Origin of the sequence: Desulfuribacillus alkaliarsenatis (assembly GCF_001730225.1) — a bacterium.
GTDB classification, from domain to species: Bacteria; Bacillota; Bacilli; order Desulfuribacillales; family Desulfuribacillaceae; genus Desulfuribacillus; species Desulfuribacillus alkaliarsenatis.
In genome coordinates, this window is record NZ_MIJE01000031.1 from 202718 (window position 1) to 216774 (window position 14057).

Annotated in this window: 9 protein-coding genes; 4 read left to right on the plus strand and 5 right to left on the minus strand. The window is 37.9% G+C overall.

Going from position 1 to position 14057, the window contains the following annotated elements:
- The first annotated feature begins 190 nt into the window (after nucleotides 1-190).
- A complete protein-coding gene (locus tag BHF68_RS10640) occupies nucleotides 191-394 on the plus strand; it encodes a CsbD family protein (protein WP_069643626.1) in 204 nt (67 codons plus the stop codon).
- 144 nt (nucleotides 395-538) lie between these two features.
- Here BHF68_RS10640 and BHF68_RS10645 read toward each other — a convergent pair whose 3' ends face one another.
- Together BHF68_RS10645 and BHF68_RS10650 are read right to left on the minus strand one after the other, a co-directional pair.
- Nucleotides 539-2647, minus strand: a complete 2109-nt coding sequence (locus BHF68_RS10645) for a glutamine synthetase III family protein (protein WP_069643627.1) — start codon at nucleotides 2645-2647, stop codon at nucleotides 539-541.
- Nucleotides 2648-2854: 207 nt separating this feature from the next.
- Nucleotides 2855-6226: a response regulator gene (locus BHF68_RS10650; protein WP_069643628.1), complete on the minus strand. Its 3372-nt coding sequence runs from the start codon at nucleotides 6224-6226 to the stop codon at nucleotides 2855-2857.
- Between the two features lie 204 nt (nucleotides 6227-6430).
- Between BHF68_RS10650 and glpK the strand changes: the two genes are divergently transcribed.
- Nucleotides 6431-7915 (plus strand): glycerol kinase GlpK, encoded by a 1485-nt coding sequence (gene glpK / locus BHF68_RS10655; RefSeq protein ID WP_069643629.1) that lies wholly within the window; start codon nucleotides 6431-6433, stop codon nucleotides 7913-7915.
- On the opposite strand, the gene BHF68_RS10660 is transcribed toward glpK, so the two are convergent.
- The 3 genes from BHF68_RS10660 to BHF68_RS10670 all read right to left on the minus strand — a co-directional run bounded on the left by BHF68_RS10660 (nucleotide 7912) and on the right by BHF68_RS10670 (nucleotide 11217).
- Nucleotides 7912-9111, minus strand: coding sequence for an EAL and HDOD domain-containing protein (locus BHF68_RS10660; protein ID WP_069643630.1), 1200 nt, complete (start codon nucleotides 9109-9111; stop codon nucleotides 7912-7914). The genes glpK and BHF68_RS10660 overlap by 4 nt on opposite strands.
- A gap of 35 nt (nucleotides 9112-9146) precedes the next feature.
- Nucleotides 9147-10424 carry a metallophosphoesterase gene (locus BHF68_RS10665; RefSeq protein ID WP_069643631.1) on the minus strand — a complete coding sequence of 426 codons (1278 nt, stop codon included), beginning with the start codon at nucleotides 10422-10424 and terminating at the stop codon, nucleotides 9147-9149.
- 178 nt (nucleotides 10425-10602) lie between these two features.
- Complete coding sequence (locus BHF68_RS10670; protein ID WP_069643632.1) at nucleotides 10603-11217, minus strand: DUF3793 family protein; 615 nt, start codon at nucleotides 11215-11217, stop codon at nucleotides 10603-10605.
- A 205-nt stretch (nucleotides 11218-11422) separates the two neighbouring features.
- Here BHF68_RS10670 and BHF68_RS10675 point away from each other — a divergent pair, with 205 nt between their 5' ends.
- A complete protein-coding gene (locus tag BHF68_RS10675; protein ID WP_069643633.1) occupies nucleotides 11423-11788 on the plus strand; it encodes an ArsR/SmtB family transcription factor in 366 nt (121 codons plus the stop codon).
- A gap of 43 nt (nucleotides 11789-11831) precedes the next feature.
- The gene (locus BHF68_RS10680) at nucleotides 11832-14009 is read left to right on the plus strand and encodes a heavy metal translocating P-type ATPase (protein WP_084019376.1); all 2178 of its coding nucleotides are present in this window, start codon (nucleotides 11832-11834) and stop codon (nucleotides 14007-14009) included.
- Nucleotides 14010-14057: the final 48 nt, after the last annotated feature.

The window sequence follows — 14057 nt, forward strand, 5'->3', positions numbered from 1 at the left end:
CTTGCACCTCCCTATTAGCAACTTCGAGCTATAGTGCACTACTGATGTAATGTACTATATATTGCTTTGCGTATATTGTCAATAGGCAGCTAACTTAATTTGTAATTTTGCAGCTTAAAAAGACAAAAATAATTGTTTTCCGATATAATATAAGTAGATAGATTACTATAAAAAGAGAGGTGCACTTACTATGAATAAAGACCAATTCAAAGGTAAATGGAAACAGCTACGAGGCAAAGCTAAGGAACAATGGGGTAAATTAACGAATGACCAACTTGATCAAATTGACGGAAAGCGCGATCAGCTTGTAGGGAAAATTCAAGAAATGTACGGTAAAACCAAGGAAGAAGTCGAAAAGGAAGTATCTAAGTGGCAGGAAAAGTTAAAGCTCTAAGGGCGATTATAGCTAATTAGAGATACTAAAAGAGGTAGCAAATCGGTTTAATCCGACTGCTACCTCTTAGTCTATCTGTTTAGTCTATATATTTAGTCTGTTTTTTTAGCACGTTTTATGTGCTATGTGGCTTTTTCTATACTTTTACTGAATGTTATAAAGTAATTCTGTGTATGTCGGGAATGGCCAGATTGAAGAATCTACAATCTTTTCTAGTTCGTCAGCAGACTCACGTAGCGCACTCATAGCAGCAACTACTTTATCTCCATAGAAACTACCATGGGCCTTCGAGTCACCTTCTAAATCTTCCGCTTTAGCTACTGCTTCTTCTAACGTAACTACATTCTCTGAAATTGTTGCTACAAGTCCAGAAGCTGCAGCTAACAACGCACCTTGAGCAGTTGTATTAGCATCTATGCCAGTAGCTTTTATAGCATTTATAGAGGTCGCAACCTCTGTAGTAAACTTGATTCCCGCAGGAATAATCTGTCTCTTTGCTATTTCAAGCATTGCATTTGCTTCAATGTTAATCACTTTACAGTATTGCTCCATCATGATTTCAAAACGAGATATAAGCTCAGTCTTACTAAATACCCCATGCTTCTCAAACACCTCTAAAGCTTGTTCCGAGATTAACTTCGGAAGTGCATCTGGAGTTGTACGAAGATTAGATAATCCACGCTTCTCAGCTTCCACAACCCACTCATCCGAGTATCCATCACCATTAAAGATAATACGCTCGTGATCAGCAACAATTTTCTTAAGAATTTCCTCCACCTTAGCTGTTAAATCTATTGCAGACTCTAATTCATCAGCAATTTCAGCTAACACTTCAGCAACTATTGTATTTAGTACAATATTCGGTCCTGCGATTGATGCAGATGACCCAACCATACGGAATTCAAATTTGTTTCCAGTAAAGGCAAAAGGTGATGTTCTATTACGGTCTGTGTTATCACGTGGTAATGGCGGCAGTGTAGAAACTCCAACTTTTAATTCTCCGCCCTGCTTTGAGTTAGTTAACCCACCGTCTTTAATTTGCTCTAAAATATCAGTAAGCTGATCGCCTAAGAATATCGATATAATAGCTGGTGGTGCTTCATTTGCACCCAAGCGGTGATCGTTTCCTGCATTAGCAGCAGACACGCGTAATAAATCTTGGTATTTATCAACTGCTCTAACTACTGCACACAAGAATACTAAGAATTGCATGTTCTCATGTGGGTTAGTGCCTGGTTCTAATAGGTTTTGACCTTCATCAGTTGCCATTGACCAGTTATTGTGTTTACCAGAACCATTCACTCCAGCAAACGGTTTTTCATGGAGCAAGCACGCTAAACCATGACGATTTGCTACCTTTTGTAATATCTCCATTACTAATTGATTGTGATCAGTAGCCACATTTGTTGTTGTGAACAAAGGTGCCATCTCATGCTGAGCAGGTGCTACCTCGTTATGTTTCGTCTTAGAGGTTACGCCTAACTTCCATAATTCTCTATCCAATTCATTCATATATGCTGCAATACGCTCTTTAATTGCCCCAAAGTAATGATCATCTAAATCCTGACCCTTTGCTGGCTTAGCACCAAATAGTGTTCGCCCTGACAATACTAGGTCTTTACGGTTTTTAAATAACCCTTTATCAATTAAGAAATATTCCTGCTCTGCTCCGACTGTGCTGTTTACTCGCTTAGCTGAGCTTCCAAAAGTTTTTAAAACCCTTAATGCTTGTTTATTTAACGCCTCCATAGAACGAAGCAGTGGAGTCTTTTTATCTAAAGCTTCTCCATTATAAGAAACGAACGCAGTCGGGATACATAGTGTCAAGCCTGTAGAATCTTCTTTTAAAAATGCAGGTGATGTACTATCCCAAGCAGTATAACCTCGAGCTTCAAAGGTAACACGTAAACCACCTGATGGGAAAGACGATGCATCCGGTTCTCCTTTTATGAGTTCTTTACCTGAGAACTCCATAATTGCTTTGCCGTCACCTGTAGGAGAAATAAATGAATCATGTTTTTCTGCAGTAAAACCAGTCATTGGTTGGAACCAGTGCGTAAAGTGCGTAGCACCTCTTTCCACTGCCCATTCTTTCATAGCATTTGCAACGATGTCAGCAATTGAATCACTTAATGCTTGACCGCTTTCCATCGTTTTCTTAACTTCCTTAAAAACTGCCTTTGGTAGTCTTTTCTTCATTTCCGCTTCATTAAACACGTTTGTACCATACAACTCAATAGGGTTTACACTCATTTTTCATCTCTCCTTATATTTTGTTTCGCAATGTTCATATTTCATTAGCTTGTAAGTATAATTATTGTGTGTTTCTTTCTTTATATGTTAGCTTATGTGACGCGAAATGTAAATAACTTTTTCAAAAATAAATATATTTTTTTTGAAAAAACGCAAGTATATTTAATATACCTGCGTTTTGCCTATTTAATATATGACATTTTGTTATTATTTATCCTTACATTCTCGTAGCGATTCTCGCATTATAATAGTCATCTCATCGATTAGCTGCTTAACTGCTTTTTCGTCATTACCATCATGGGCTTTTTCAGCAATAGTTACTAACTCAGTAACCTCACGCAAACGCATATTACCTGCTTCTCCCTTAAGTTGATGTAATAGCCCTTTAACTTGTTTATGGTTTTTCAACTCTATGTTTTCCTTAATATCTGATAATAAATCATCCAGGGAAGGCAACCATTCTTTAAGGAATTCTTCAGCTTCTGTTTTAGTAAAACCTACTTCTACAACAAAGCGCTTAACTAATGTTTGCAGACTTATAGAAGCTTTTGCACTAGCTAATTTACATGCATGTTTCACTAAAATACTAACAACTTTTTTTGTATTTATAGGTTTACTTATATAATCATCCATACCAGCGTCATAACACTTGTCAGAATCACCCGACATTGCATAAGCGGTCATCGCAACAATAATTGGTTGCTTATCTATTTCTAATTCACGAATTTTTCTTGTAGCTTCGTAACCATCCATAACAGGCATCTGGCAATCCATGAATATTATGTCATATTCTCTGACGCGACAAGCCTTTACAGCCCGTTCACCATTTTCTACGACGTCGCAACCTAATCCTTTGCTTGCGAGTAGTTTAACAAGTAGCTTGCTGTTTATATCATTATCATCAACCACTAGTATGCGAAGGTCTAAGTCAATTGCTTTTGCAATTGCTTCACCCTCCTCACTGTTGCTAAGTAATAGTGATTTGTCAGTAGCGTTATCCAAATCTAACATTTCGCCGTAAGACTCGCCACCATGGCTACCGATAATATTTGCAACTACAGTTTTTAATAAATCATTCCGCTTATACGGCTTAGTCAAATACCCTGAAAATCCTTGTTTTTTTGCAAGCTTTGCTTCTTCATAACCCGCCACAGAGGTCAGCAACACTAATGGTATACTGCTGGTATTAGGAATAGCTTTAAGAGCAGCTGCTAAATCCAGTCCATTCATCCCTGGCATATGAAAGTCGATTAGTAAAGCATCATATTGGGGATTGGTAAAGTTCCCCTTAACTATGTGATTTAGGGCCTCAGCGGCGCTTTCTACTAGTTCTACAACCGCACCAGCTTCTTCTAGATAAACTTTAGCTATATCTCTGTTCATAGCATGATCGTCTACAACTAAAATTCTTTTTCCGACTAATGCTTTGTAGTCTGTTACAACAGTAACGTCTTCATCGTTAGATTTTATAACATCTATAGTAAAGCTTACCGTAGAGCCTTTTCCTATTTGGCTAGTTATTTGGATTTCGCCGTTCATCATTTCTACAATTCGTTTAGATATGGCTAGTCCAAGTCCAGTACCTCCGTATTTCCGCGTAGAAGACGTATCTCCTTGCATAAAGGGACTAAATAATTTAGCTATCGTCTCCTTCGTCATGCCAATACCCGTATCGTGTATTTTAAATTCTATGGTCGCATGCTCCTGGTCCTCCACCAACAGATTGACTTCCAGATAAACCTGACCTTGGTCTGTAAATTTCACAGCGTTGCTCACAAGATTATTAATCACCTGGCGCAGACGAATTGGATCACCCTTCACATTGTTAGGCACGTCAGAGTTCACAAGTAAATTGAGTTCTAAATCCTTCTCCTTTGCCTTCAAAGAGAATTGAATAACTGTTGACTCCACAACTGAACATAAATCAAACGGTATTTCTTCTACCTCAAACTTACCAGCTTCAATTTTTGAAATATCTAATATATCATTGATTACGGTCATCAATGTTTCTGTTGAGGTCTTTATGTTATTGACAAACTCTGTTTGCTCTTTTGTAAGTTTTGTATTTTGTAACAAATCTAAAAAACCTACAACTCCATTCATCGGTGTGCGAATCTCGTGGGACATATTTGCTAAAAACTGACTTTTTGCCACACTTGCTGCTTCAGCAGCCTCCTTCGCCTTCTCCATTTCAAGCTCCATATAATGCTTCGCTAGCGCCTCCGAGATAATATTAGCAACAAGCTTCATTAGCGCTATTTGTTCTGATGTCCATGGTTTTTTTGTTTTAATATAATTAAATCCAAGGAATCCGTAAACATTTTTATTTCTAACTACAGGAATGTATAAAGCAGACTGAACACCCTTTCTCTGTAGTTCTAGCTTCTCTGCACAGGCTGCAGGTGGCAACTTTTCGATATCATCTATAGCTAAGTGCTGTAGCTTACAAATTTGCTCTTTCAACCACGGAAGGTTCTCAGAAGGAAAATTCGTTAATTGCCTTGTTTCCGCTACTATATTTTCCACTATCCATTCATGGGTATTACTCATTAATTGTTGATTACAAGAGAACTGGAATAGATACATCCGATCCACTTCAAAGTAATTCCCACATAACTCCAGCATACTTTCTATCTTTTCATCCAAATCATGTCTAGTAGCATTTATAAAGCTAGTGGAAATTTCGCTTATTACTTTTTCAAACTCAAGCTGTTTATGTAACCAATCCTCTGCCAGTTTTTGTTTTGATATATCACGAAGATGAATTACAAATCCTGTCAACTCGCCATGTTCATCATACATAGGGTATGAGTAAGACTCGAATGTGCCTAGTGCTCCATCGGTTGTTTCTAATTGAATTACTTCCGCATTCATCGATTGCATTTCTTTGGCTTTTACGGCAGGGCATGTTGGACATACCTTCCTATATCCCCTTAAATAGATGTAACACTTAGTTCCGACTGAACCCTCCCGCCCAAACCATTTTTGTATCGTCTCGTTTGTCCTAATAATTACCATTTCTGCATTTAAGATCATTACACCGTCTTGAATAGCATCAAATGTATTCCTTAGCAGTTCTTCCGCGACTTTATATTGTTCCTTTTCTTGGGCTAAGTCCATTTCAGCCTGCTTTAGTTTTGTAATATCTTGTACCGTTCCCACAGATCTAGTTGCTTTTCCTTCCTCATCATAATAAGTGCGTCCGACCTCATATACCCATTTAATAGATTGATCTTTCATAAGTAGGCGATGTACTAGCTCATATGGTACTTTATTCTTTACTGATTGCACATAGGCGTCATTCAACAAATCTCGATCTTCTGGATGAACAAAGTCCAAAAACGCTTCATAAGACGCACCAAAATTTTCTGGATCTACGTCAAATATTTCATATATACCTTCTGACCAATACAGCTTATTATCACTAAGATTTAGCTCCCAGCGGCCCATCCGCGCTATAGAGTGAGCTTCTCTTAATATCATATCTTTTTTTTGCAGTTCTTCCCGAAGTATCTTGTTTTCTTCTTTTAGCTCTGAAAGTTCATTAGAGTGCAATGTTTGATCAGAGGATTTAATCATAGCTTTCACCCCGTAATTTACTCTTTTAACCTTTTTCTTTTTTAAATTATTCTATACGAATAGTTGATTCCCTTCTTTTTCCTATCCTAAATTTTTATTTTTTATCAGTCGCCTTTTGTTCATGGCTAGCTTTTTTTTATAGAAACAAATACTATGGATATATATATCATTATCGAAGAACCATTTCTAGCGAGGTGAAAAAAATTGAAAAAATATATAATTTCATTAGATCAAAGCACTACAAGCTCCCGTGCCATTTTGTTTGACCAGCAGGGAAATATTGTTGCGCAGGCTCAAAAGGAATTCAGACAGATTTATCCTAAGCCTGGGTGGGTCGAGCATGACCCGATGGAGATATGGGGTACGCAAAGCGGTGTTGCACGAGAAGTTCTAGAAAAAGCTGGTGTGCGCCCACAAGAGATTGCCGCTTTCGGCATTACCAATCAAAGGGAAACCACTGTGATTTGGGACAGACAAACAGGCAAACCTATACATAATGCCATTGTGTGGCAATGCAGAAGAACCTCTGATATTTGTAATCAATTAAAAGCTGACGGGATAGAACCATATGTAAGAGAAACAACTGGACTTGTAATCGACGCCTACTTTTCAGCTACGAAGGTTAAGTGGATTCTTGATAATGTTCCAGGCGCAAAGGAGCGAGCCAAGAACGGAGAGCTTTTATTTGGCACCATCGATACTTGGCTAGTATGGAATTTAACTAGGGGGCAGGTCCATGCTACTGACTATTCCAACGCATCAAGAACTATGCTCTTTAACATACACACACTTACATGGGAGCAACCCTTACTCGATAAGCTAGAGATACCTAGATGTATGTTACCCGAGGTCAAATCCTCTAGCACAATCTACGGTTATACTGATAAGCAAACATTTGGCGGTGCCGCTATCCCAATAGCAGGAATTGCTGGCGATCAACAAGCAGCTCTATTCGGGCAAGCTTGTTTCCAAGAAGGGATGGTTAAGAACACCTATGGAACGGGCTGTTTTATGCTGATGAATACAGGGGATAAAGCTGTAATATCTGAGCATGGACTTTTGACTACGATTGCTTGGGGCATAGACGATACAGTTACATACGCACTTGAAGGCAGTATTTTTGTAGCGGGTGCTGCTATTCAGTGGCTACGTGATGAGATGAAATTACTGGAGAAAGCAGTGGATTCTGAATACTATGCTAATAAAGTTGAAGATAGCGGAGGAGTTTATGTCGTTCCAGCATTCACTGGCCTTGGTGCACCTTACTGGAAAATGGATGCACGCGGAACTATCGTTGGCATAACCCGAGGTTCAAAAAGAGAGCATATCATTCGTGCCACTCTAGAGTCAATCGCTTATCAAACTAAGGACATACTTGATTCAATGGAAGCTGATTCTGGAATTACGCTCCAATCACTTCGAGTTGATGGTGGTGCTGCTAATAATAATTTTCTTATGCAATTTCAAGCCGACATGCTTAATGTGCCTATAGAGCGACCTGTTGTCACTGAAATTACGGCGCTCGGGGCTGCATATTTAGCTGGGATTGCCGTAGATTTTTGGACTAAAGAGCAAATTTCAGATAATCGACTAATAGATTCCCAATTCAGACCTTCTATGGATGAACAGACACGTAATAGGTTGTATAAAGGCTGGAAGAAGGCTGTCAGCTTCACTCAACACTTTTAGTCAATTAAATTGCCAGCCCATCCAATGGCGTCAACATACAATTCCGTCCATTCTGACACTTTGATATTTACTGATTCTGAACCATTGTTAACTTGTTGGCCACGTTCAAAGCTAATAACTTGTACTAATATTTTATGTAATTCATTAGGTTTTCCCAGTAATGCGTCTCTAACTTCTTCAGTTAATGCTAAATCATCAACCATCTCTTGCATAGGTCTGTTCATGATGATATCTATGCAAGAGAATAAACCTACTAGAAATAATTCCAAATGACGACCAGCAAGACCTAGACTTTTCGCAAGCGACTCCATGAATTTAGCACGTATTACACAGAGATTGACTAGTTCAGATATTTCTACAGAATGCATGCCTTGTAACATCATGATGTATATCCATTTTCTAATTTCTTTTATTCCTAATCTCGCAAGTGCCTGTTTGATAGAATAGATTTGATAGCGGCTACCAAATCCTACTGTATTAACAAGCTTTAATAGTTTATATGATAAACCAACATCTTTTTCTATTAATATTGCTAGTTTTTGATAGTCAAATTCATCGTCCATTATCTCTTTAGCAACCTGTACAAGCGTCTGATTGATAGATGGTGTTTGAGTCGCTTTCATAATTATTGGTTTGCTAAAGAAATAGCCTTGGAAATAATCGTATCCTAGTTTATGTGCAATTTCATAATCTGTCCGAGTTTCCACTTTTTCTGCTAAAAATTTGATTTTATTACGGTGTTGATTAATAAAGATTTTTTGCTGTGAGAGAGAATCTACTTTGAATTCCACTTTAATTATATCTGCAAGTTCAACGAGTGCCTGATAATTAGGTTTGAATGCGAAATCATCTAAGGCGATTAAATAACCATGCTCTTTAAGCCTTTTGCATACATCGATGATTATTTGTGTTGGTTCCACCTGCTCTAATATTTCTATTACGACTTGTTCTTTAGGCATCAAAAAAGGTATTTCATTGATCAAAAGATCTGCCGAAAAGTTAATAAATGCTTTAGTGCCGTTGGATATTTCTTTTATTTTCATCGTTAAGAAAGCGTTATTGATAACTTCTGCAGTCGCCATATTGCCATTAATACCTTCATAGAAATTGTTCATACTGCGCCGATAAAGTAATTCATAGCCGTAAACAGACATATTGCGATTAAAAATTGGTTGTCGTGCAAGATAAACTTCCACCAAAATTCCCCCGTCACCTTGAATATTCCTAATCGTTAGCCTATATTTTCAGTCACAAGCCTAAGCTGAACTACTTCCGCTGGCACACCAGTACGCAGCGGGAACCAATCACCTGACCCTCGGTGTACAAAAAGACTACTACCATCTTCTTTTCTATATATACCATCTACATAACGGAACAAATAGTTGCCTGGGTTGAATAACTCGTACTTTTCCCCTATTTTAAGTACAATCTGTCCGCCATGGGTGTGTCCTGCTAAAGTTGTTGGAATATCAGCCTGCACAGCTGCATCGAAGGCATGGGGATGATGCGCTAAAAGAATTTTCATACTGTTTTCAGGTGTTCTTGTATCCTCATCAGCTGTTCTAATATTCCTAATGTCTTGGGATAATTGATTTGAGAAATCGATTCCAAGAAGCTTAATCGGTGTTCCCCCAGTATCGATAATTGTAGATTCATCTAATAGTAGGTTTAGACCAGATTTGCGAACTGTACGTACCCAATTTGAAGGATCATACATTTTATCATGGTTACCAATACATAGATATACTCCTTGCTCTGCTTTTAATTGGCTCATGGTATCCACTAAGTCAGGCATATAATCAAAGTTATTATCTAATATGTCACCTGTTACAACTGTGATATTGCTGTTAAAACTGTTAGCTGTTTCTACTATATTTTCAACACGTTCTCTGCCAGTTAGCATGCCAATGTGGGTATCAGATAGTTGAGTAATCGTAAATCCTTCAAGATTCTGTGGTAAATTTCTAACAGGCAGGTCGATGGTGCGTACGTTTAGGTTCCTTTTACCTATTACTGCTGCAACAGTGCCACCACTGACCAACAAAGGCGGTGTCGCCACCAATCCTAGTTTCACAAGCTGTCTTCTGTTCAGTCGTGGGCTATCTACAGATTCATCTTCCTGCTTGCTAGCATTATGCTCCTTTTTGTCATGCTCTTTTTCGTCATGAGTGCCTTTAGCTTCTCTATTCCTAAAATATATTAGTAATTGTTCTACTCCCCAGATTGGTATCCCAACTACAGCCAACCCGATCATCCAAAATAAAATAGTTCCAATCCACAAATATAGAATTGAAATCCATGCCCACGGGCCACTTTCAAGTGGATTACCTAAACCCAAGCTAGCTGACAGCAAAGGAATAAAAATAATTCCGATCCAAATAGACAAGGCTATACGTGTGTACCTTCTTGCTTTTGGGAATTTCTCTAAGTCTGTGCGTAACCATTTATCGCTTAACAAATACCATGCTATATTAATTCCTAAAACTATAAGAAGTATAATTATAAACAACCTTACCACCCATTCGTATTCTTTGATGTATTAATTTGTAATTGATAAATAGATTATAGCTTATGATATCGAACAAATACAAATTTCAATGGTATTTTGTTTTTCAAATATTGATAAACAGAAAAGACTGATTAGCGCATTTGTCATCAATGCATAATCAGTCTTACTTAGGTTTATTTTAACTCGGTATTGATTTAATTTGTTGTTTAACTATAGCCCTAGCCGCATGAAAGCTCTCATAACGCATCTTAGAAATCTTTTCTGTTCCATAGTACTTCCAGCCCTGTGTTTTAATTAGCTTCAATGGAAATCTCCCTGTAAACCCCAATACATCCTTAAGTGGGTATCCTAGAAACAAGCCAATTTCATCTGGAAATTCTTCTCCTTTAATCCGTTCTACTAGTATGTCTAAATATGCTTCAAGGGAATAATCGTCAGGGTAACCTAAGCTTTGTAGAAACTTTAAGCTAGTCTTCTGTCTTAGTGTTTGATCCAATTGTTCCCTATGGTAAAAGAATACCTTCATTCGCTTACTGTTACTTGTAATTTCTCTATACCTTAACTCTTTATGTAGCAGCAAGCAATGTTTACATTGTTCCCATTGAAAATTATCATCAATCTTTACTAGTGGTACGTTTAATAACTCAGCTGGTTTTACACCCATAATAGTAGCACCAATCCGTTCCACTAAATCTATAGCATATCCAGTACAGTATGATTGTTCTTGAAAGGCATTGACGATTCTATCTAACTGTTCAGTTGTACCCTTCTGGTAATTAGCCTGTATATACATAAAAACCGCCACCTTTTTTTATGGATAACGATAACAATAATGATAACGATTATCACTTTCATATAATAATAGCATGAAAATATCAACTAGTCAACATTTTCTCCTATTAAAACTTTCATTCAAACAAATACTTGAATAATAGTTTTGATTGTGTTATATTTCACTCAAACGAATACTTGAATATTAAACAAAGGGAGACTAATACATGACTAACACACATAACTGCGACATCTATTGCTATAACGAACAAAAAGTTCAATCATTACAAAAGCTTATCGAAAGTAAAGATTTACTAACTACTGCCCTCATGTTCAAAGCCCTCGCCGATGAAAATAGAGCTAAAATCATCTATGCTTTATGTACAGAAAATGAGCTTTGTGTATGTGATATTTCTAATATTATAGGTGCGTCTATAGCTACAACATCACACCATTTACGCACTCTATATAAACAAAGACTTGTAAAATTTCGCAAGGATGGAAAGCTAGCTTTCTACTCCCTTGATGATGAACATATCAAGCAATTAATGCTTGTGGCGATGGAGCATAGCGAACATGAAAACTGTAAATAAAAAGGAATCTATTGAATTTAATAGATAGAAGGAAGGTATTAACATGCTCGAATCATCAGTTACAACATATAGGGTTGAAGGCTTCAGTTGAGCTAGCTGTGCAGAAAAGTTCGAAGCGAACGTAAAGCGCCTGGATGGCGTGGTAGATGCGAAGGTAAACTTTGCTGCTTCAAAAATCACCGTATACGGAGATGTTTCTCTTGAACAAATAAAAAAAGCCGACTTTGAAAATCTTGTTTTCCATGATGAAAATGCATGGTTAACACAGCAAAAACAACAACCAGCACCTTTTTGGAAGCAACGTTCTAACTACAAGGTTTACATTGCTACCCTTATATTGATAGGCAGTTTTCTTATGCGTTTATACTATGGAGAAGACCATACCTTACCTACACTTGGATATGCAGCCGCCATTCTAATAGGTGGATATTCGCTATTTATTAAAGGTTTTCGAAATTTATCTAACCTCAATTTTGATATGTCAACTTTAATGACAGTCGCCATCCTTGGTGCTGCTGCTATTGGAGAGTGGGCCGAAGGAGCTCTTGTAGTTATCTTGTTTGCTATAAGTGAAGCTTTAGAACGTTATTCCATGGATAAAGCTCGTAATTCCATTGCCTCGTTAATGGAAATCGCGCCAAAGGAAGCTTACATCCTTAGAAAAAACCAAGAAGTGCTACTACCCGTTGATAAAATACAAATAGGCGATATTATGGTTATTAAGCCTGGGCAAAAGCTAGCAATGGATGGAGTCGTCATGAAAGGCACATCGAGTCTCAATCAGGCTGCAATTACAGGCGAATCTGTGCCAGTAACTAAAACGCCTGGAGATGAAGTCTATGCTGGAACCCTTAACGAAGAAGGTCTTCTAGAGGTTATAGTATCAAAGCGTGTAGAGGATACAACACTTGCTAGAATTATTCACTTAGTGGAAGAAGCGCAGGCAGAACGTGCTCCTGCCCAGCAATTCGTTGATCGCTTTGCTAAATTCTATACGCCCGCTATTATACTAGTGGCATTTTTAATTATAATTATTCCACCTTTATTCTTTGGAGGTGAGTGGGCGAAGTGGATTTACCAGGGCCTTGCTGTCTTAGTTGTAGGGTGCCCTTGTGCTTTAGTCATATCAACACCCGTAGCGATTGTTACAGCAATTGGTAATGCTGCAAAGCATGGTGTTTTGATTAAGGGCGGAGTACACCTCGAAGCGGCTGGCACGTTAGATACCATCGCTTTTGATAAGACTGGGACACTTACTAAGGGAAAGCCTATAGTAACAGATTTGATTATCTCCGATGGAGCTATAGAATCTACAGGAGTTACAGGAGCCTTAGATATTACACAAACTCAAGAGCACTTGTTAACCATCGCAGCCTCAATCGAAAAGGGTTCACAGCACCCATTAGCAGTTGCTATAGTTACCAAAGCTAAACAATTAAACCTGCCTTACAATAAACATAACATAGAAGATTTTCAATCTATTACTGGCAAGGGCTTAAAGGCTAAAATAGCTGGAGTAGTCTATCACATCGGTAGCCCTGCTTACTACAAAGAGTATTTAATGAATCTAAATCACAAACATCTAGAAAAACTAGATAATAGAATTACTAGCCTACAGAATCAAGGTAAAACTGTCATAATCCTAGGGACCGAACAGAGCCCTTTATTAATTATTGCCCTTGCGGATGAAATAAGAGAAACAACTATATCCGCAATTCAGAAGCTTAAACAAATAGGCATCAATAAACTTATTATGCTAACTGGAGATAACCAGCAAACAGCGGCAGCAATTGCTAAGAAGGCTGGTATCGCTGACTATAAAGCTGAGCTTCTTCCTGAAAATAAGTTGCAATTTATAAAATCATTAACTAAAGAAAATAACCGAGTTGGCATGATTGGAGACGGGGTCAATGATGCCCCTGCCCTAGCGGCTGCTAGTGTAGGTTTTGCCATGGGCGGAGCAGGAACAGATACGGCTTTGGAGACAGCAGATATTGCGCTCATGTCAGATGACTTAGATAAGCTAGCATATACTATATCCTTAAGTAAGAGAGCATTATCTATTATAAAACAAAATATCACACTAGCGCTTGGGCTTAAAGTCATCGCTTTACTATTAGTTATCCCTGGTTGGTTAACTCTTTGGATTGCAATCTTTGCAGATATGGGGGCAACACTTCTTGTTACACTTAACAGTCTAAGGCTTATACGTTCTAAGTAATGAGGTCTTGTGCTTTTAACCATTTTATCCTCTAAGGCATATTATAGA